The organism is Archangium sp. (assembly GCF_045802675.1).
GTDB lineage: Bacteria > Myxococcota > Myxococcia > Myxococcales > Myxococcaceae > Archangium.
Genome location: NZ_JBJMQO010000047.1, coordinates 69503 through 89685, shown reverse-complemented (window position 1 = coordinate 89685; position 20183 = coordinate 69503). Strand labels below are relative to the sequence as shown.

Genomic DNA, 20183 nt, shown 5'->3' with positions numbered 1-20183 from the left:
AGCGCCGGGGCGCTGCCGTCCGCGTCCTTCCTGCCGTAGTTCACAGCCAGCCAGCTCTCCGGAATGTCCTGGCACCCGTTCCAAGGGGGTGAGGTACCTGGAAGGTCCGCGCCCCGTGTGAGATGGTCCAGTTCCCCCAGCAGTGCGAGGTGACGGTGTTGCGAGCAGGCGCCGAGCGGATGGATCTCAGCGCGGCGCTCGCACGACTGGACACCGAGGGCTACGCACTGCTCGGACGCGTGCTCGGGGACGAGGGGCTCACCGCGTTGCGCGAGCGCTCGGAAGACCTGATGCTCGGGCGCGTCCCCGACCCGGGGCTCTTCTTCCAGCTGGACGCCCGGACGGGACATTACGAGGACAAGGGGCTCGGCTGGCGAGGTCCTTCGTTCGCCTACCGGAAGATCGAGCGGCTGGAGAAGGACGAGCGCTTCCTCGCCTGGCTCTCCAACCCGCTGTTCGAGCGGGTGGCCCGCGCGCGCATCGCGGGCGGCGTCGTCCTCTACCGAGCCATCCTGTTCAACAAGGGGGACACGGGAGGCGGCGCCATCCCCTGGCACCAGGATGGTGGAACGCTCTGGGGACTCAGCCAGGAGCCGGAGCTGCAGATCTGGACCGCGCTGGACGACGCCCCGGTGGAGGGTGGCTGCCTCGAGGTGGTTCCGGGAAGTCATCGTCAGGGCCTCGCCCGGCCCATGGGTGGGGTCATTCCGGAGGACCAGTTGCTGGCGCACAGGGCCGAGGCGCGTGCCGTCCCCCTGCCCGTCCAGGCGGGCGAGGTGGTGTTGCTCCACAACCAGCTCTGGCACCGCTCGGGCCCGAGCCGCGAGGGGCACCGGCGGCGCGGCTTCTCCATCTGCTACATGAGCGACGCCACGCGCTGTCTGCGCAAGAAGCGCGCCCCCCGGGAGTTCTTCCGCGTCTTCGAGGGAGGGTAGCGGCGTGGCCTTCAACAAGGGCTACTGCGGGTGCCCGCGTTCGAGGTCCCCTCGTCCGGAGGCAGTCCCCCCACACGCCGAAGAGGGGAGCTACCCGCTCGGATGGAGAGCGGCATTCACCCCGTGCTCCATCCCGCCGTGGCGCCTGCGCCAGAAGCGGTGCTCGGGCCAGCGCTGCTCCTGCGCGAAGTAACGCGCATGGGCACGCGCATAACCGAGCACCTCCCGTTGGTGGAGGGCCTCGTACCGCTGGAGCCCCACACCCTCCTGCTTCAGGAGGAAGTCCGCGGCGGCGTACGAGGCCACCACTCCGGAGCGGAGGGCCTTGACGATGCCTTGCGCCGAGAGCGGGTCGAAGGCGGAGGCCGCGTCACCGACGGCCAGCCAGCCCTCGCCATGCACGGGCCGGAGCATGTGTGAGCTGGCGGGGCGCGCGAGACAGGTCTCGGGAATGGCCGTGTCGCCCACCACCTGCCTGACCCAACGGGACTCGTCCAGCAGCCGGGTCCATGGCTCCAGGTCGAGCAGCCCCAGCTCCCGCCCGAGGTCCACGTGGGCGGGTGCCCCAGAAGGGGGTGACCCTGTCCCAGAACGGCGTTTGTTGCACGACGACGCCCGGCCATGGCGGGTCCTCGCCCATCGCCGGGAGTGAGACGAGGGTATCGGGTGCCTTCCCGCTCTTCTTGTAGCCCGGCACCGCCATGGAGCCGTTCAGGCAGCCACGGTACCAGTGGATGGCGTCCCGGACGGGCCGATGCCAGCGTTGGACGTAGAAGGCCCCGGCTCGGGTGCTGATCTGCAGCCGGCGCGGATATCCCCCTTTGTCAGGAGGATGGTCAATGTTGGGATTGCGCTCCAACGCGGGTGGAAGAAGTTCCACGATGCCCAACAGGTGCACCGCATCCCTTCTGCCGGGCGCGGCATGGGCGACTGTCGTGATCTCGGCGATCACATAATCGTCCTCGCACGATGGGGCCTCCCTCCTTGGGCATCCGCCGGATGGAAGAGGAGGCGGTCCAGTACAGGAAGTGCTCGTCCACCTCGAGGTCTCGCGCCTGGTCTCCCTTCACGAGGAGTTGCACACCTCGTCTCCTCGTCGTCGCCGAGGGAGCCCGTGGTGGGTGCCGCGCCAGTGCCTGGCAGCCAGGACGTGCTGACGGACGCCGGGAGTCCGGAGCCCTTCACCAAGGGATGGCTCGCGGGCACCATGCCCGAGGGGCAACGCGAGCTGGCTCGGCCGTTGCCGCGAGAGCCCTTCAAGGGGCAGAAGCGCCCGCCCTGCACCCGCTACACCGAGGTGGAGCTCGTGGGCGCCTGCTGGGCACCTCATGAGCTCAAGGCACCGTGCCCGGACGATCTCCACGAGTACCAGGGCAAGTGCTACCTGCCCTCGTTCAGCGCGAAGCCGCCGCCCCAGTCCCTCGGGGCTTCACAGGCTGGCGCGGGTCAGCGGACCGTCGAAGCTCTGCCCCTCGCACTCGGCGTAGAGGTGATCTCCGACGAGGGTCAGCGACAGCTTGATACGCCGCGAGTCGAAGCCGGAGAGCGCGCGCAGCAGCCCGGCGTCGACCGCCGCGAGCTCGGCCTTCGCCACGCGCATCGCCTTCACCTCGCGCGCCTCGGTGAGGAACGCCTCGAGCCGCTGGGGAGACTCGAACAGCACCGACACCTTCGCGTGCGGGTTCTGATCCACCGCGCGCTGGAGCTTCAGCGGGTCCGCCTTGCCCACGCGCACCCAGCTCGTGACCAGGCCGGTGTAGTCGCGGCACTCGAGGTCTGGCTCCTCGGGCTCGCCGAGCCCCTTGCCGAAGGCCAGCCGCTCCTCCCACAACCAGCAGAACGCGAGCACCCGCAGCCAGACGCGCTGCATGGTCTCGGACGGGTGGCGTGCGACCTTGAGGCTGAGCTGCGGCTGGTCGATCGCGCGATCGACGTGGCTCAGGGCGATCTGGAAGTCGTACAACGTTGGAGCGAGGGTCATCGAAGAGGTTCCCGGGCCACCCAGGGGGGTGACCCGCGAGCTATAGCGTAGGGCAGGCCCGTGAAGGAGCCTGCCCGCGCTTTCCTGCTTCGCCAGCATGGAGGTGGGCCTCGACCAGAGCCCCACTTCGCCGCCCGTGCACGTCAGCCGCTGGCTTCATACCCAGGTGGCCAACAGGGCCCCGGGTTGGGAGCTGGCCTGGAAGCTGCTCGCGCGGGTCGTCCCGCCCCGTCTCCCTGGCACTGGAGGTTGAGCGCATCAGGGGTTTTTTGACTCCCTCCCCTGGCTCCGCGTCCCGCCGTCAGTTGCACCCGACGCAGCCGCCGGGCGTGCCCCGGTAGGTGCCCGTCGTGAGGAACCACTGCTTCTGGCCCAGCGTCCCGCTGTTCGTGCTGGTCTGCTCGTGGACGTGGTAGTGGTAGACGGGCGTCGTCGGGCTGTCCGCGGTGACGCCGGTGTGGCCGCCCACCGAGTCCAGCGCCGGGGCGCTGCCGTCCGCGTCCTTCCTCCCGTAAATGGGGTAGCCGTCGCGCATGACGCCGATGAAGCGCGCGTCGTCGTAGGAGAGCGCGTAGGGCTCCGAGTGGTAGTGGTAGACGCCCGTGTTCTGCGGATGGGCGCCGCACCGGTCGAACGTCTTTGCCTCCGCGTAGATGTCATCGCCGGGCGCCGCGAAGTTGCCGAAGATGGGCACGCCGTTGAGGGCCAGCCCCACGATGGCGCCCCGCATCCCCTGCATCGTCGTGTCCTGCGCGAGGGGGAAGTCGAGGGTGTAGCTCTGCGCTGAGATCGAGTTGGGGTTGTGGATGCTGCCCGAGTACGTCTCGTAGCAGGCGTTCGCCGTGGAGAAGTAGAAGCTCTTGTAGTCCGGTTGGCCGTCCGCCTGTGCCCGCACCATCTTCAAGCCATTCGTCGTCGTGGACGAGAGCGAGACGCGGCAGGAGAACTGGAGCCAGTAGCCCGAGAGCCCCTGGGCCTTGCGCTCGGCCTCGCAGGCGCTGGTGTCACGCGTGAGGACATGGCACCCCGAGGGGCTGACCGCGGACGTCTCCGCGGTGTTCGCCGTCAGCGTGCAGGTGCCCGCGTTCGAGCTCCCCGCGCCGGGGCTCGTCGTCCCCGGGTCCTCCGGGTCCGAGCCCGTCCCCCCACACGCCGCCAGGCCCAGGCACATCCCCACCGCGGCCATCCGATTCCAGGTGCGATTCATTGCGAGGTTCTCCGCTGCTCCATTCACGAGCGCATTCCCTGGGACCCGTGGAGAGGAATTCCGGGCAACCGCGGGCCCGCTTCACGCGAGGGCGGGGGCCGCCACTTGCGCCGCGGGAGGCACCAGGAGGTCGCGCAGCTTGCGCCGGGCGCGGATGAGCCGGGTGCCCACGGTGGCCTTGGGGATGCGCAGCCGCGCGGAGACCTCCTCGTAGGAGCGGCCCTCGAGCGCGTGGAGCCGGTACACCTCGCGGAAGTCCTCGGGCAGTTGCTCCAGCCGGGAGCCTCGAAAAATGCCTTGGAGGCGCCTGTGCCAGCCGTGCCAGCCGTGCCAGCGGGGCTACCGCATGTTGTTGATGGTCTGCATGGCCGAGTCGTTCTTCATCGCCTTGGAGATGAAGGCGACGGTCTCCTGCTGCTTCTGGAGAGCGAACTGGGCCATGGCCCGGTCCCGGTCGGCGCCCGTGAGGCCAGCGAACAGGGCATCGTCCTTCGTGATGGACCCGGTGGAGTGACTCAGCGCCTTTTGGACGGCCGCATCGGCGGCCCGGGTGACACTCATGGACATCCTCCGGACACAGGTCCTTTCGAGGATTATCGCGAACCGTCCAGAAAGGTTGCGTCCCAAGGGTCCAATGCCCAGCGTCCCGGGGCGAGGTGGGCGATGCGCACTCTCTTCCTGTCCCTGGGCCTGCTCCTGGCCCTCCCAGCCGGAGCCCGAGCCCAGGAGGAGGAGCCCCCGGGGCATGGGGAGCACGGCCACGCGGGGCACGAGGCCCGCGAGGTGCGTTCACTCCGGGACATCCCCCTGATGCGCCGGGGCTCGGGCACCTCCTGGCAGCCGGATCTCCTCCCGCCGTCGATGCTGCACGGAGAGGCGGCGGGGTGGGGCCTCATGTTCTCGGGCGTGCTCTTCGGGGGCTACGACGTGCAGGGCGGCCCGCGGGGGGACAGCGCGGGGGCCGGAATCGGCTGGCTGATGCTGATGGCGGACCGGGAGCTGCCCTCGGGTCAGCTCGTGCTGAGCGTCATGCTGAGCCCCGAGCCCTTCACCGCCGGGGCCGAGGGCGGCTACCCGCTGCTGCTCCAGACGGGAGAGACGTACCAGGGCGAGCCGCTGCACGACCGGCAGCATCCGCATGATCTCTTCATGGAGCTGGCGGCCTCGTACACGCACTACTTCTCGGACACCTGGGGGCTGATGCTCTACGCGGCGCCCGCGGGCGAGCCGGCGCTGGGCCCGGTGGCCTTTCCGCACCGGGTGTCGGCCGGGTACGACCCGCTGGCGGTGCTGGGGCACCACTGGCAGGACGCCACGCACATCTCCTTCGGGGTGGTGACGGCGGGGCTCGTCACGCCGATGGCGAAGCTGGAGCTCTCCTGGTTCAACGGCCGCGAGCCCGATGAGAACCGGTATGACCTGGACCTGCGGGTGCCGGACTCGTTCTCGGTGCGGCTGTCGGCCAACCCCACGGCCCGCGTGAGCGCGCAGGTGTCCTACGGCTACCTGCGCAGTCCCGAGGCGCTGGAGCCGGACGTGTCGTTGCACCGGCTCACCGCGTCGGCCACGTACCATGCGCCCTTCGGGAGCAACGGCTTCTGGGCGACCACGGCCGTCTTCGGCCGGGACGTGGAGGGAGGGGAGGCGCCCACCGACGCCTTCCTGCTGGAGAGCAGCCTGGACCTGGACGGGCACCACGTCGTCTTCGGGCGCGCGGAGCTCGTGCGCAAGACGGGGCACGACCTGGTGCTCCCCGAGCCGCTGGAGCACGAGGTGTTCGACGTGGGCAACCTGGTGCTGGGCTACGTGTACAACCTCGGCCCGTTCGGACCGGTAAGGCCCGGGGTGGGCGTGCGCGGCGCGCTGAACGTGGTACCGGCGGGGCTCGAGCCCTTCTATGGCAGCCGCACGCCGGTGGGCGGCATGGTGTTCGTGCGCGTGGCGCCGGTCATGTCCGGACACCCGTGACGCCGGCTGGCGGGATGACCCCCCCCCCGTTCCCCCGGAGCCCTCTTCTCCGAGGACGTTCCCCAGAGGACGGGTGTCCCCTAGACTGCGGCGCCATGTTCTCGTCTCGTGAAGAAGCACGCGGTGGGGCCGCGCCGTCGGGGCTCGTCTCGGTGGTGCGGTTGCCGCAGAGCTGGTTCATCCTCTGCGCCTCGCGCGAGCTGGGCCGCAAGCCGCTCGCGCGCACGTTGCAGGGCACGCCGCTGGTGCTCTTCCGCGACGCGGCGGGCAAGCCCGCGGCGCTGGTGGACCGCTGCCCCCACCGCAACGTGCCCCTGTCCATGGGGCGCGTGGTGGGCGGCCAGCTCCAGTGTGGCTACCACGGCTGGCGCTTCGACACCTCGGGCCAGTGCCGCGCCATCCCCGGGCTGGTGGGCGAGCCCGAGGCGAAGTCCCGCTGCGCCACCTGGCACGCCACGCGCGAGCAGGACGGCTTCGTCTGGGTGTTCTCCACCCCCGGCGTCGAGCCCGCGCACGAGCCCTACCGCTTCCCCCTGCTGGACGCCCACGGCTACAGCACCGTGCGCCGCACCCTGCGCGCGAAGGGCTCGCTGCACGCCGCCCTGGAGAACACGCTCGACGTGCCCCACACCGCCTTCCTCCACGGCGGCCTGTTCCGCACCGAGAAGAAGCGCAACGAGATTGACGTGGTGGTGCGCCGGGGCGCGGACCGCGTCGAGGCCGAGTACATCGGCGAGCCCCGTCCCGAGGGCCTCGTGGGCAAGCTGCTGGCCCCCGGGGGCGGCGTGGTGCAGCACTTCGACCGCTTCCTGCTGCCGTCCATCGCCCAGGTGGAGTACCGGATTGGGGATGACAGCCACCTGCTCGTCACCTCGGTGATGACGCCCGTGGACGACTGGGACACGCTGGTGTACGCCGTCGTCACCTTCCGCATGCCGCTGCCGCACTGGCTGGTGAAGCCGTTCCTCACCCCGGTGGCGCTGCACATCTTCGGGCAGGACGCCAAGGTGCTCGCGCGCCAGACGGAGACCATCCGCCGCTTCGGCACGGAGACGTTCGCCTCCACGGAGGTGGACGTGCTCGGCCCGCCCATCCTCCGGCTGCTGCGCCAGGCCGAGCGCGAGAAGGTGGCCGCCTCGGCCGAGGTGCAGGAGACGCGGCTGAAGATGCAGGTGTGAACGGAGCGCCTGCCCGGCAGCGGACATTCCGGGACTTCCGGTCTCACCGACTTTCCACCAGCGCACACAATTCCAGGAGGGGCATGGCCTGGAGTCGGAGGGAATTGTCACCTTGGGGCCATGCCCTCCTCGCTGGCCCACGAGAAGCTCGTCTTCGCGCAGTCGGTGGATGCCCTCTTCGTGAGGGCGCTGGGACCGCACCTCACCCGGGAGGGACGGCGCCGGCTGCGGGACGCGGGCCTGGACTTGAACGAGCCCTTGAGGCCGGCCTACGGGCTGGAGCAGTGGAAGGCCTTCCTGAGGGTGGCGGCGAGCGACGTCTTCCCGGCGGCCTCGCCGAGGGAGGCGTGGTTCGGCCTGGGCGAGCGCTACCTGCAGGGCTTCCGGCAGACCTCGCAGGGGCGCGCGAGCATGGCGCTGGTGACGCGGCTGGGCCCTCGCCACACGCTGGAGCGGGTGCCGCACAACGTGCGCGCGGGCAACAACTTCAACGAGGTGCGGGTGGAGGAGCTGGGCACCCACGCGGCCACGCTGTGGATGAAGGACGTGGGGGCGGACAACCCCTTCTTCGCGTGCGGCTTCCTCGCCGAGACGCTGCGCGTGGCCGAGGCCGGAGACATCTCCGTGGACCCGGTGTCCTTCGATGGGACGGCGGCCACCTTCCGGCTCAGCTGGACGCACGCCGCCACCCGGGCGGCCGCGGTGGGGCTGACGCGGCGCTGAAGCCCGGGGTGACGGGGATTCCACGGGAGGTGCCTTCCACGCGAGTGCACCCCCACTGGACTCCGTGCAGCCCCAACGTTTTCCAGTCTCATTGAAAACAGTCTACGCTTCCCGTGTTCCCGGCTCGGTGGGCTCGTCCGCCGAGCGGAACGCGGGTGAGTGGACATGAGCGTTGGAAACCAGTCATTGCGTGCGAGGTGGATGGCACCGCTGCTGGCCTGCGTGTTGGCGGCCTGCGGCGGTGGCGCTCCATCGGTCAACGTGGGGGGACCGGACGGGACGGTCGACTCGCCGCCGGACTCTGGAACGACCTCGCCCGGAAAGGACGCGGGGACGGGCACGGGCACCGGTGACGCGGGGACAGTCGATTCCGGCACGTGCCCCGGCTCGGTCACCTGTTCGGGCTCCGACGCGGGAACGGGCACCGGCTCCGATGCGGGGACAGAGGTGGGCTCCGACGCGGGCACGGGCACGGGCTCCGACGCGGGCACGGAGGCGGGTTCCGACGCGGGCACGGAGGTGGGTTCCGACGCGGGCACGGGCACCGGCTCCGATGCGGGAACGGAGGTGGGCTCCGACGCGGGTACGGGCACCGGCTCCGATGCGGGAACGGGCTCTGGCTCGGACGCGGGGACGGGCCCCGGCTCCGACGCGGGCATGGACGCGGATGGTGGAAGCGGCCCCGGTTCCGACGCGGGCATGGACGCGGATGGTGGAAGCGGCCCCGGTTCGGACGCGGGCACGGGCTCGGATGCGGGCATGGACGCGGACGCGGGAAGCGGCCCCGGTTCAGACGCGGGCACCGGCACGGACGCGGGCACTGGCTCGGACGGAGGCGTCGCGCCGCTGAGCGCGAGCTCGGGTGGGGACAAGGTCATCTGCGCCGGCCAGTCCGTCTCCATCGGTCTGCCGGCCAGTGGCGGCATGGCTCCCTACGCGTATGCGTGGAGCGCGAGCCCCGTGTGCACGGGCTGCTTCGACAGCACCACCGTGGCCTCGCCCACCGTGACGCCGCCGGTCTCCACCACCTTCACCCAGGCGGTCACCGACGCCCTGTTGCAGTCGGCCTCGGCGGACACGCTCGTCACCGTGCTGCCGAACCCGGGCAGCGCCGGGGCGGGTCTCTACCTCGACTCGGGGGCCTCCACCGTCATCGGGCCCACGCCGGTCTCTGGTGCCTCCTACGCCTGGTCCTGCAACCGCGCGGACTGCGCGCTCTCGGCCACCAACGTGGCGCAGCCGGTGGCGGCCCCCACGCGCTCGACGACCTATACGCTCGACGCCACCAGCGGGCCGGGCTGCTCCGTGCGCAGCACGATGACCGTCCAGGTCAACCTGCGGGCGGACACCGTGCCGCAGGACGGAGCGCTGGCCTTCCCGCTGAATTCGGACCTGCTCGTCCAGTTCGACCAGCCCATCGCCCCGGCCACCCTCTCCACCTCCACGGTGCAGCTGGTGGATGCCCTCTCCGGCTCGCCGGTGGCGATCTCCTTCTCCTATGACGCGGCCAGCCGGCAGCTGCGGGTGAAGCCTGTGACCAGCCTCGCCTCCGGGACGGACTACACCCTCACCCTGGTGGGCGGGCCGTCCGGCATCGCCTCGGATGACCCGGTGCTGCCCAACCTGTTGCCCTCGGACGTGCAGGTGGACTTCACCACGGCCACGGCGGACACCACGCCTCCGGGTATCTACTTCCGCAGCCCGGGTGTCGGGGCCCTCAACGTGGCCAACAATACCACCGTCGCGGTGACGTTCACCGAGGCGGTGGACCCCACGACGGTGACGGGCGCCAACTTCACGCTCACCAGCCCGGCCGGGAGCGTGACGGGCTCGGTGCGCTACGACCCGGCGACCTGGACGGCCACGTTCACCCCGTCGGCCTTGATGGCGACCAACACCCAGTTCACGGCGTCGGTCGCGGGCATCAAGGACCTGTCGGGCAACGCGATGACCACGGCCACCGCGGGCACCAGCTGGTCCTTCACCACGGGCGCGGCGGCGGACACCACGCCGCCCACGGTGCAGACGGTGGTCCCGGCGAACGGGTCCTCGGCCGTGGCCTCCTCGGACCCCATCGTCGTGACGTTCAGCGAGCCCACGGACACCATGACCCTCTTCACGGGCATCCGGCTGTTCCAGGTCTCCAGCGGCACGTACGTGGCGGGCACCATCACGTATGACCCCACCCAGCGCATCGCCACCTTCACGCCCACGGTGCTGCTCGGCTCGCTGACCACCTACGAGGTGCAGGTGAACGGGGTGAAGGACCTGGCGGGCAACGCCATGGCGGCGCCCTTCACCTCGCGCTTCACCACGCGGCGCACGCTCTTCGCGGACAACTTCGAGGGCGGCGCGGGCGCGTGGAACCTGACGAGCACCACGGGCGTGCCCTGGAGCCTCACCACCGCCAACTTCCACAGCTCCAACCACAGCCTCACCGACAGCTCGGTCGGCAAGTACGCGGCCAACGTCACGAGCACCGCCGAGCTGGCCTCTCCGCTGAACGTCTCGGGCCTCACCTCGGTGTCGGTGCAGTTCTGGATGAAGGTGCGCACGGAGAAGAACAAGGACTTCGTCTACGTGGACGCGAGCGTCGACGGAGGCGCCTGGACGCAGATTGGCGCCGGGAAGTACGCGGGCAACCTGGCGTGGGCGACGCGCTCGCTGAACCTGACGCTCTCGGGGAACTCGACGCTGCGCATCCGCTACCGCTTCACGTCCAACAACACCAAGTTCTTCGACGGCGTGTACGTGGACGACATCATCGTCCAGTCGCCCTGAGGCGAGGCCGTCCCGGCGCGGACCTGTGTTCCGCGCCCGGGGCGGCTGGCCTTCCGGGCCGCGCGGGCCATAGGCTGGGGGCTCCGAACATCACAGGGGAGCACTCATGCCGCAGTCCGAGAAGCCCATGCAGGGCAAGGTTTGTCTCGTTACCGGTGCCACGTCCGGCCTGGGGAAGGCCACGGCGACGCAGCTCGCCGAGCTGGGGGCCACCGTGGTGCTGGGCTGCCGGGACCGGGCCAAGGGCGAGGCGGTGAAGGCGGAAATCACCTCCAGGACGGGGAGCACGTCGTTGGAGCTGTTCCTCGCCGACCTGTCCTCGCAGAAGTCCATGCGCCAGGGCGCGGAGGACTTCCTCTCGCGCCACTCCAAGCTGCACGTGCTGGTGAACCAGGCGGGCCTGTACGTGAGCGAGCGCCAGGTGACGGAGGATGGCCTGGAGCGGATGTTCGCCGTCAACCACCTGGCGTACTTCGCGCTCACCCATCACCTGCTCCCCGCGCTGAAGGCCGCCGGCTCGGCCCGGGTCGTCAACGGCTCGGGAGGGGCCGAGGCCATGGGCAACATCCACTTCGACGACCTGCAGGGAGAGAAGAAGTGGAGTGCCTTCCGGGCGCTCACGCAGTCCAAGCTCGGCAACTTCCTCTTCACCTACGAGCTGGCGCGCCGGCTCGAGGGGACGGGCGTCACGGCGAACGTCATGCACCCGGGCGGGGTGAAGACGGAGCTGGGCAAGGGCGCCGGAGGGCCCTTCGGTGTGATGCTCCGGTTGATGCGGCCCTTCATGGACACGCCCGAGAAGGGGGCCGAGACGCTCGTGTACCTGGCCAGCGCGCCCGGGCTGGAGGGCGTCACGGGCGGCTACTACGTGAAGAACAAGCCCGCGAAGTCCTCGGCGCGCTCGCATGACGGGGAGCTGGCGGCGCGGCTGTGGAAGGTGAGCGCGGGGCTCTCGGGCCTGCCGGCCTGAGGTCACGTCCCGGGCGGCGTCTTGCCGGCGGACAGCGCCTTGGCCAGCTCCAGCACCTCCACCGGCACCGCGAGCAGCACGGTGTTGGAGGGGGAGGAGCCCAGGCCGTCAATGGTTTGCAGGGTGCGCAGCTGCATGGCGCCGGGGCTGGTGGCCATGGTGGTGGCGGCGGCGGCGAGGTTGATGGCGGCCTCGCGGTCGCCCTCGGCCTTGGTGATGGTGGCGCGCTTCTCGCGCTCGGCCGAGGCCTGGCGGCTCATCATCCGCTTGAGGTCCTCGGGCATGTTGATGTCCAGCAGGCGGATGGAGTCCACGTGGATGCCCCAGGCGCGGCTGCGCTCCTCGACGGCCTGGGCGATGCGGGCTTGAATCTGGTCGCGCTCGGAGAGCAGCTCGTCGAGCGTCATGCTGCCGATGACGTCGCGCAGGCTGGCCTGGGCGTACTGGCTGATGGCGTAGCGGTAGTCCTGGACGGTGACGACGGCGCGCTCGGGGTCCTGCACGAGGAAGAAGATGACGCCGTCCACCTGGACGGGGACGTTGTCGCGGGTGATGACCTGCTGGTGGGGGATGTCGAGCGTGAGCAGGCGCGTGTCGATGAAGCGCGCGAAGTCCATCACGGGGAAGACGAAGAGGACGCCCGGGCCTTTGATGCCATGGAAGCGGCCGAGGCGGAGGATGACGGCGCGCTCCCACTGGGCGGCCACGCGGACGATGCGGCTGACGAGCCCCGCCGGGAGGGCCGCGAGCGCCAGGCCCACGGGGAAGGCCACGCCCATGCCGGCGGCGCCCGCGAGCGCTCCGCCGATGAGGGTGAAGAGGCCGGTGAGCACCAGCCACACGACGAGGAACACCACCAGGCGCAGCGGCCGTCCGAGCGACACGTGCTCACTGACCGGCTGCGCGTACTTGTGCCGCACGACGTTGGCGTACTCCGCGGCCTGTTTCACCTGCTCGAGGTTCATCTGGCTCATGCCGGAACCCTATTCCGGGACGCCGTGCGCGTCGCTGCCGATCGGGATAACGTTTCGGGCGCTTCGCTGACCCCTTGAGCCGAGGTGGCGTTGTGGGCATCTCACGGCGACTCACGCGGATGTTCGCACTCCTGAGATGGCTCGGGGTGGTTCTGCCCCTTCTATCGGGATGCAGTATCAATCAGTACCAACCCGGCCACTTCCAATTCACCACCATCGTCGAGAAGGCCGAAGCAGGGCCAGGTGGCTGGCGGGCCGCGTGCATCCATGCGACCGTCGTCAACAAGTCGACCCTGGAGCCTTATTTCTGCAGGTTCGGCGTGGGAATGCCCATGGAGACCCAGGAGGTTCCGTTGATGTCCGTGCCGCTCGCCCAGCGAATCGCCGCCGATTGCGCCAACGAGGCATTGAGAGAGGTGATCGCTTCCCCCGCCTCTCCACTTCCTGGCCTTGTCTGTAGGCAATTCATAAACACCTTCGACGTCATTCTGGATCGCGCTGTGCCTGGCTCGAAAGTGTCGGTCCAGTGTGAAAAGAAAACAAAGCCCATCCGAGTTGATTTCTAAGCCCATGCCCATCTCAGCGGAAGAGTTGCTTTCTGTCGTTCGGAACTACTGGCGTTCGGACCATGAGTTCGACGGCAAGATGGAAAAAAGCCCCGAGACAGAGAGGTTCCAGGACTTGTGGGAGCAAGAACTCAAGAAGATGGATCAATGGCGCGTGCTCATTCGCGAGCTCAGGGCCGCGTTTCCTCAATTCCACGTCGGCAATGCCACGGCCACATGCATTTCCTCTTTCCGCTGTACTGTGTATACGGATCGACAGCCCATGGAGGGGAGCCATGAAAATGGGCTGCGGGAGCGCCGCTGGGGTGTTGTTGGTTGCCTCAGCATCCTGGCACCTGTCTATACGGTCCATGGCGTGCAGCACGAATATCAAGGCAAGAAGTTCATCGCGGGTAGGGCCTTTTTCGATCCGCTTCCGCCCGAGATGCAGGCGCTCGCGGAGGTCGTTGGCAGGAAGATCGAGGCGATGTTCGGGGCCGAGGCCCTTCCGCGCGAGATCGCCGAGAGTCGAATCCCGCTCATCGTGGATCTGGTGGAGCCGCCTGCTACCACGCTCTTTGATGCGCTCTTCGTGACTCGGCCTGAATCCGTGCCTTTGTAGGCAACATCGAGGGGCCTGCAGCGCGGGACCGTCCCTCTTCGGCGTCTCGAACGCGGAGCTCAAGCCTCATGCGCGGCGCTACCCATCAATCCCACCATGCTGTCCTCGCGCGTGACATTCCGAGGTTTGCTGAGGTCCGCGCCCTGGTCCTCCAACACGCTGAGCGCCCGGTGGCCACCCACCCCCGGCCTCGACGTCCTTTCAGGAAAGCACGGGTCCCCCAGGGCTTTGACGTGGCGCGGCTCGACGGGGCTCCCCAAGTGGAGGCGGGGCGACAGTCCTCCGCCGGGGCTGTACGTTGCTGTACGCGTGTCCGGCCTTTGCTCAGCGTGTGGGGACGGGTGCTGGCCGAGGGAGGGGGCGGGCGCGTTGACGCACCTGCTAAACCGGTGTTCAGTCTGAGAGAGAGCGCCATGGCCCCCCAGATTGCCCTCGAGTTCGTCGCGTCCCAGGCTGCGTCCCAGGCGGTGCACCCCGCCCTCGCGCCCTTCCATCCAGTGGTGCAACGGTGGTTCGCCGAGCGGCTGGGCGAGCCCTCGCGTCCCCAGGTGGAGGGCTGGCCGCTCATCCAGGCGCAGCATGACGTGCTGATCGCCGCGCCCACGGGCAGCGGCAAGACGCTCACCGCGTTCCTGGCGGCGCTCGACAGCCTCTTCCGCCTGGCGCTGGAGGGCCAACTGCCGGACCGGACGCAGGTGCTGTACGTGTCGCCGCTGAAGGCGCTGGGCAACGACGTGCAGAAGAACCTCCTGCAGCCGCTGGAGGAGCTGATGCAGCGGGCGCGCGCCGCCGGGTACTCGCCCCAGGAGTTGCGGGTGCAGGTGCGCACCGGGGACACGTCGGCGTCCGAGCGCTCGCAGATGGTGCGCCGGCCGCCGCACATCCTCATCACCACGCCCGAGTCCCTCTACCTCTACCTGACGGCGGACCGGGCGCGGGCGACGCTGAAGCACGTGCGCACGCTCATCGTGGACGAAATCCACGCGCTGGCGCGCGACAAGCGGGGGAGCCACTTCGCGCTGTCGCTGGAGCGGCTGAAGGCGCTCACGGAGCTGAGGCCGCAGCTCATTGGCCTGTCGGCGACGCAGAAGCCGCTGGAGGCGATCGCCGCGTTCCTCACGGGCGAGAGGGCACAGGAGTGCCGGATGGTGCAGGTGGGGCACCAGCGGCCGTGGGACTTGAGGGTGGAGATACCGGACGCGGAGCTGGGCTCGCTGGCCACGAACGAGATGTGGGGCCAGGTGTATGACCGGCTGGTGCAGCTGGCGGGGGAGCACCGCACGACGCTGGTGTTCGTGAACACGCGGAAGATGGCCGAGCGGGTGGCGCACGACCTGGGCGAGCGGTTGGGCGAGGACAAGGTGGCGGCGCACCACGGCAGCATGTCGAGGGAGCTGCGGCTGTCGGCGGAGGAGCGGCTGAAGTCGGGGCAGCTGTCGGTGATGGTGGCGACGGCGTCGCTCGAGCTGGGCATCGACGTGGGCAACGTGGACCTGGTGGTGCAACTGGGGAGCACGCGCTCCATCGCGGTGCTGTTGCAGCGGGTGGGCCGCGCGGGCCACTACAAGGGAGGCATCTCCAAGGGCATCCTGGTGGCGCAGACGCGCGACGAGTTGATGGAGTGCGTGGCGCTGCTGAACGCGGTGCGCGAGGGGGACCTCGACGCGGTGCGGATACCGGAGAAGCCGCTGGACGTGCTGGCGCAGCAGGTGGTGGCGGCGTGCGCGTGCGAGGAGTGGGACGAGCGGGCGCTCTACAGCCTGTTCCGCCGGGCGTACCCGTACCGGCACCTGACGTACGAGGAGTACGAGAAGGTGCTGGAGACGCTCTCGGAGGGCGTGTCGCTGCGGCGGGGGAGGGCGGGGGTGCACCTGCACAGAGACAGGGTGAACCAGCGGCTGAAGGCGCGGCGGGGCGTGCGAATCACGGCGCTGACGAATGGAGGGGCAATCCCAGACACCTTCACGTTCAACGTGGTGGCCGAGCCCGAGGGCAAGGTGGTGGGGACGCTGGACGAGGACTTCGCGGTGGAGTCGACGCCGGGGGACATCTTCCTGCTGGGGACGACGGCGTGGAGGATTCAGCGGGTGATGGGGGCGTCGGTGATGGTGGAGAACGCGCACGGGCAGCCGCCGACGGTGCCCTTCTGGCGAGGCGAGGCGCCGGGGCGCACGGACGAGCTGAGCGTGCACGTGGGGCGGCTGCGCGAGGAGCTGACGGGACGGACGGACGCGGCGCTCTTCCTGGAGAAGGAGCTGAAGGTGCCACCGGCGGCGGCGGACGCGCTGCTGGCGTACCTGCGAGCGGGGCAGCAGGTGCTGGGCGTGGTGCCGAGCCACACCACCATCGTGGCCGAGCGCTTCTTCGACGAGGCGGGAGGAATGCAACTCATCCTCCACGCGCCGTTTGGGAGCCGGGTGAACCGGGCGTGGGGACTGGCGCTGCGCAAGCGTTTCTGCCGCACGTTCGACTTCGAGCTGCAGGCGGCGGCGACGGAGGACGGACTGCTCTTGTCGTTGGGCGAGCAGCACTCGTTCCCGCTGGAGGACATCTTCGAGTTCCTCAATCCGGAGAACGTGGAGGAGGTGCTGGTGCAGGCGGTGCTGCAGGTGCCGCTGTTCGGCACGCGCTTCCGGTGGAACGCGACGCGAGCGCTGTCGCTGTCTCGTTTCTTCGGAGGCAAGCGGGTGGCGCCGAACCTCCAGAGGGCGAGGAGCGAGGATTTGCTGGCGGCGGTGTTCCCGGCGCAGGTGGGGTGCCAGGACAACCACGGAGGGGCGGACGTCGAGCTACCAGACCATCCACTGGTGAAGCAGACGATGGAGGACTGCCTGCGCGAGGCGATGGACATCGACGGCCTGCGCGAGGTGCTGAGGAGGATGAAGGACGGGCGCATCAAGCTGGTGGCGAGGGACGTGCCGGAGCCGAGCGTGTTCGCGCACCAGATGGTGAACAGCCAGCCGTACACGTTCCTGGACGACGCACCGGCGGAGGAGCGGCGGGTGCGCAACGTGGTGCTGCGGCGCACCTTGCCGGCGGAGGACGCGGCGTCGTTCGGAGCCCTGGACGCGGATGCGATTGCCCAGGTTGTGCGCGACGCGGCGCCGCCGATGCGGGACGAGGACGAGCTGCACGACGCGCTGCTGCAACTGGTGCTGTTGCCCGAGGAGGACGTACCCCAGCGCTTCGTCCCGAGCCTCATGGCACAGCGGCGGGTGGCCTGGCTGGAAACGGGAGCGAGACGCTTCCTGGTGCCCGCGGAGCGCCTGAGCCCCATCCGGGCGCTCTTCCCCGAGGCGCCCATACAGCCCGCCCTGACCCCGCTGCCGGGAGACAAGCCAGTGGAGAGGGACGCGGCGGTGTCCCAGGTGGTGAGAGGGTGGATGGAGCTCCTGGGCCCGACGACAGCGGGGGAACTGGCAGCCCTCACGGCGCTGGACGAGTCCGAGGTCTTCCTGTCGTTGCACCAATTGGAGGCGACGGGAGGAATCCTGAGAGGGCGCTTCCGTCCTCAGGTACCGCAAGCAGCACCATCGGAGACCTCCGGTTCCACTACGGCCGTGGTGGAGTGGTGCGATCGGCGGCTCCTGCAGCGAATCCACCGGATGACGGTGGGCCGTCTGCGCAAGGAGATCGAACCACTCAGCGCACAGGACTTCATGCGCTTCCTCTTCCGGTGGCACCACTTGGAGGAGGTGGACGCGCTGAGAGGCTCGACGGGCCTCTCGAAGGCAATCACCCTGCTGCAAGGCTACGAAGCCCCGGCCTCGGCGTGGGAGCGCTACCTGCTGCCCGCGCGGATGAAGGGGTACCTGGGAGACCTGCTGGAGCGGGCCTGTTACTCGGGAGAGGTGGCGTGGGGCCGGCTGACGCAGAAGGAGGCGAAGCCGGTGCCCGGCCCGAAGCGCGGAGCCCCCGCGACGCCGCCGGAACCCGAGGCCCCACGGTCTCGAGCGGCGACGCCGAACCGGAACGCGAGCCTGACGTTCGTACGCCGCGAGGACCTGGACTGGATGCTGTCGGCGGCGAGGCCGAACGCGGTGTTGTCGGACGGAGGCGTCTGGGTTCCACCGGACTTGTCGAGTCCAGCGAAGGACGTGGTGACGGTGCTGGAGCAGCGAGGCGCGTGCTTCTTCAACGACCTGTGCTCGCGCTCACGCCGCCTGCCCGCGGAAGTAGAGGACGCACTCTGGGAGCTCGTGGCGCGAGGCCTCGTCACGGCGGACGCGGTGCAGAACCTGCGGGTGCTGCAGAGCCCGGCGCAGCGCAAGCGCCAGAAACTCTTGCAGCGAGGAGGACCGGGCCGCTGGAGCCTGCTGGTGCCCTCGGAGCCGAAGGCCGAGGACGAGGTGCGTGAATCGCTCGCACGGCTGTTCCTGCAGCGGTACGGAATCGTGTGGAGGGACCTGGTGATGCGCGAGTCCCTGGCGCCCACGTGGCGCGAGCTGCTGTACGTGTACCGGAGGATGGAGGCGCGAGGCGAAATCCGGGGAGGCCGCTTCGTGTCAGGCTTCGTGGGAGAGCAGTTCGCGCTGCCGGAAGCGGTGGACGTGGCGCGAGCGGTACGTCGTCAGAAACCCTCGGGAGTGCGAGTGCAGCTCTCGGCGGTGGACCCGCTCAATCTCACGGGCGTGGTGACGCCGGGCCCACGAGTGCCAGCCACGGTGGGCAACGTGGTCACTTACGTGGACGGAGTGCCGCAGGGCTTCGACGCACAGGGAGGCGACGAGGAAGGGGAGGGCGAGGACAGCTCGGGCGAGACGGCACAGACCAACTGAGCCCATGATGGGCCAGTTGTCTCTGCCCGAAGGAAGTCCACATGAGGGGCCTGGCCCTTTGTCTGTGCCTGCTGTTCGCGTTCTCCGCTTCAGCCAACTCCATCGAGGATGCTCTCTGCAGGACGACCTCCGAGCTGGTGGCTCGGATGGCGCACGAGGAGAAGCTGTGCCGCTCGTTCTCGCGAGCGCTCGCGACGCTTCCGGCGACGATGACGGATGACGTCAAGGCGCTGCTGACGCCCGAGAACCTTACTCTGATGGGGACGATGACGACCGCATGGCTCGGGTCTCAGGGCGTCCCGATCGTGGGCCAGGTCGTGGACGGTGCTCTGCTCGTGCTGGGGGTGGCACTGCTGGCCAGTCAGGCAGCGGATCTCACCCACTACCTGTGGACCTACGTGAACCGGGCCAGGACAGCCCGGAGCACGGCAGAGCTAGACGAAGCGGCCACATACCTGGCGCGAGCCCTGTCATTGGTGGGCATCAACGTCGTGGCCTTCATCCTGACGAAGAAAGCCATGGCCGATATGCCTCGTGGGCCACCGTCGCCGCTCGGAGAGTTCGCATTGCCCGGAGGAGGCCGCGTCCTCGTGGCGGCAATGGAACGAGCACCTTCCTCGGCCAGTGCTCCGGTGGTGTTGATGGTGGGAGGTTCGGGCAGCGGGCGCAAGCCGCCTGAGCGCGAGGGACGCCCGCCCAAGAAGCCAGACCCTGCTGCCTTCGAGAAGTGGAGCCGGCAAGCCGAGCGGAGGCCGGCTTTCGAAGACCCGGAGGGAGCTTCTGACTTCCAGAAAAAGCACGCGGGAATGGAGGAGGTCCTGGTCGAGGGAGGAGGAAAGGAGATCTGGGCGGATGGAGTCCGTGCCAGCGATGCACACCTGCTCGAGGCCAAGTACATCGAAAAGCCCGCGACGAGCCCCTTCATCGAAGGGTCCGCATGTGACGGGGACATCAGGCAGATCATCCGAACGAAGATGGTAAAAGAGTTCGAACGTTATGCTGCGGTCATCTTGGACCCTGCCACTCCTGCCGTAGGACTCGAAGTGATTGTCAATGACGCACGCGCCCTTCCTTACTTCCAATCGCTGCTGAGTGAACTTGGTATTCCCGGTAGAGTCGTGGTCAAGCAGTGAGCAGGAGATGCGGGATGAACTACTTCATCATCGTCAAGACGGGGTGGTCCTTTGCTGCCGAGGAGTTCTCGACGCAACTGCGTAAGCGGTGGCCGCTGGTCCGGCTCAAGGAGATTCAAGATCCCGGCGATAGCGAAATCCTGGAGTTCGTTGTGCCGATGGAGAGTTCAAAAATCTACGGCTCGCTCAACAGAAAGGGCAATGCCGTCATCTTCATTGGTGGTTTCCAGGATTGCTCCAGATTCGCGCAGTGGTGCCGCTCGCTCATCCCATCAAGCGAGAAGGTCATCTTCTGTGACGAATCAATGAGCATCAACTTCGTGCTGGAGCCGAGTATGACTCCAGAAGAAATAGTCCAAGCAGCCCGCTCATGAGGCGTGAAGAATTG

At 68.9% G+C, this 20183-nt stretch carries 17 protein-coding genes; 11 read left to right on the top strand and 6 right to left on the bottom strand.

Annotated features, from left to right (window positions below):
- Positions 1 to 122 precede the first annotated feature (122 nt).
- Complete coding sequence (locus ACJ8AN_RS14680) at positions 123 to 935, top strand: phytanoyl-CoA dioxygenase family protein (protein WP_407755964.1); 813 nt, start codon at positions 123 to 125, stop codon at positions 933 to 935.
- A gap of 90 nt (positions 936 to 1025) precedes the next feature.
- On the opposite strand, the gene ACJ8AN_RS14675 is transcribed toward ACJ8AN_RS14680, so the two are convergent.
- From ACJ8AN_RS14675 to ACJ8AN_RS14655, 5 genes are all read right to left on the bottom strand, one after another.
- Positions 1026 to 1487, bottom strand: a complete 462-nt coding sequence (locus tag ACJ8AN_RS14675) for an NAD(P)/FAD-dependent oxidoreductase (RefSeq protein WP_407755963.1) — start codon at positions 1485 to 1487, stop codon at positions 1026 to 1028.
- An 877-nt stretch (positions 1488 to 2364) separates the two neighbouring features.
- Complete coding sequence (locus ACJ8AN_RS14670; protein ID WP_407755962.1) at positions 2365 to 2916, bottom strand: YaeQ family protein; 552 nt, start codon at positions 2914 to 2916, stop codon at positions 2365 to 2367.
- A 301-nt stretch (positions 2917 to 3217) separates the two neighbouring features.
- A complete protein-coding gene (locus ACJ8AN_RS14665; protein WP_407755961.1) occupies positions 3218 to 4123 on the bottom strand; it encodes a YHYH protein in 906 nt (301 codons plus the stop codon).
- An 81-nt stretch (positions 4124 to 4204) separates the two neighbouring features.
- The gene (locus ACJ8AN_RS14660) at positions 4205 to 4390 is read right to left on the bottom strand and encodes an RNA polymerase sigma factor (RefSeq protein WP_407756008.1); all 186 of its coding nucleotides are present in this window, start codon (positions 4388 to 4390) and stop codon (positions 4205 to 4207) included.
- 72 nt (positions 4391 to 4462) lie between these two features.
- The gene (locus tag ACJ8AN_RS14655; RefSeq protein WP_407755960.1) at positions 4463 to 4684 is read right to left on the bottom strand and encodes a hypothetical protein; all 222 of its coding nucleotides are present in this window, start codon (positions 4682 to 4684) and stop codon (positions 4463 to 4465) included.
- Between the two features lie 102 nt (positions 4685 to 4786).
- Between ACJ8AN_RS14655 and ACJ8AN_RS14650 the strand changes: the two genes are divergently transcribed.
- The 5 genes from ACJ8AN_RS14650 to ACJ8AN_RS14630 all read left to right on the top strand — a co-directional run bounded on the left by ACJ8AN_RS14650 (position 4787) and on the right by ACJ8AN_RS14630 (position 11743).
- Positions 4787 to 6091, top strand: a complete 1305-nt coding sequence (locus ACJ8AN_RS14650) for a hypothetical protein (protein WP_407755959.1) — start codon at positions 4787 to 4789, stop codon at positions 6089 to 6091.
- A 95-nt stretch (positions 6092 to 6186) separates the two neighbouring features.
- Positions 6187 to 7269, top strand: coding sequence for a Rieske 2Fe-2S domain-containing protein (locus ACJ8AN_RS14645; RefSeq protein WP_407755958.1), 1083 nt, complete (start codon positions 6187 to 6189; stop codon positions 7267 to 7269).
- 120 nt (positions 7270 to 7389) lie between these two features.
- On the top strand, positions 7390 to 7992 hold the full coding sequence (locus ACJ8AN_RS14640) for a DUF2378 family protein (RefSeq protein WP_407755957.1): 603 nt from the start codon (positions 7390 to 7392) through the stop codon (positions 7990 to 7992).
- Positions 7993 to 8157: 165 nt separating this feature from the next.
- Complete coding sequence (locus tag ACJ8AN_RS14635) at positions 8158 to 10773, top strand: Ig-like domain-containing protein (RefSeq protein ID WP_407755956.1); 2616 nt, start codon at positions 8158 to 8160, stop codon at positions 10771 to 10773.
- A gap of 106 nt (positions 10774 to 10879) precedes the next feature.
- The gene (locus ACJ8AN_RS14630; protein WP_407755955.1) at positions 10880 to 11743 is read left to right on the top strand and encodes an SDR family oxidoreductase; all 864 of its coding nucleotides are present in this window, start codon (positions 10880 to 10882) and stop codon (positions 11741 to 11743) included.
- 2 nt (positions 11744 to 11745) lie between these two features.
- Here the strand turns inward: ACJ8AN_RS14630 and ACJ8AN_RS14625 are convergent, their stop codons facing one another.
- Positions 11746 to 12717: a slipin family protein gene (locus tag ACJ8AN_RS14625; RefSeq protein ID WP_407755954.1), complete on the bottom strand. Its 972-nt coding sequence runs from the start codon at positions 12715 to 12717 to the stop codon at positions 11746 to 11748.
- A 119-nt stretch (positions 12718 to 12836) separates the two neighbouring features.
- Here ACJ8AN_RS14625 and ACJ8AN_RS14620 point away from each other — a divergent pair, with 119 nt between their 5' ends.
- From ACJ8AN_RS14620 to ACJ8AN_RS14600, 5 genes are all read left to right on the top strand, one after another.
- Positions 12837 to 13283, top strand: coding sequence for a hypothetical protein (locus ACJ8AN_RS14620; protein WP_407755953.1), 447 nt, complete (start codon positions 12837 to 12839; stop codon positions 13281 to 13283).
- 4 nt (positions 13284 to 13287) lie between these two features.
- Complete coding sequence (locus ACJ8AN_RS14615; RefSeq protein WP_407755952.1) at positions 13288 to 13884, top strand: hypothetical protein; 597 nt, start codon at positions 13288 to 13290, stop codon at positions 13882 to 13884.
- Between the two features lie 413 nt (positions 13885 to 14297).
- Entirely contained in the window at positions 14298 to 18662 is a 4365-nt protein-coding gene (locus ACJ8AN_RS14610) for a DEAD/DEAH box helicase (RefSeq protein WP_407755951.1), read from the top strand.
- 41 nt (positions 18663 to 18703) lie between these two features.
- Positions 18704 to 19795 (top strand): restriction endonuclease fold toxin-2 domain-containing protein, encoded by a 1092-nt coding sequence (locus ACJ8AN_RS14605; RefSeq protein ID WP_407755950.1) that lies wholly within the window; start codon positions 18704 to 18706, stop codon positions 19793 to 19795.
- A 14-nt stretch (positions 19796 to 19809) separates the two neighbouring features.
- On the top strand, positions 19810 to 20169 hold the full coding sequence (locus ACJ8AN_RS14600; protein ID WP_407755949.1) for a hypothetical protein: 360 nt from the start codon (positions 19810 to 19812) through the stop codon (positions 20167 to 20169).
- Positions 20170 to 20183: the final 14 nt, after the last annotated feature.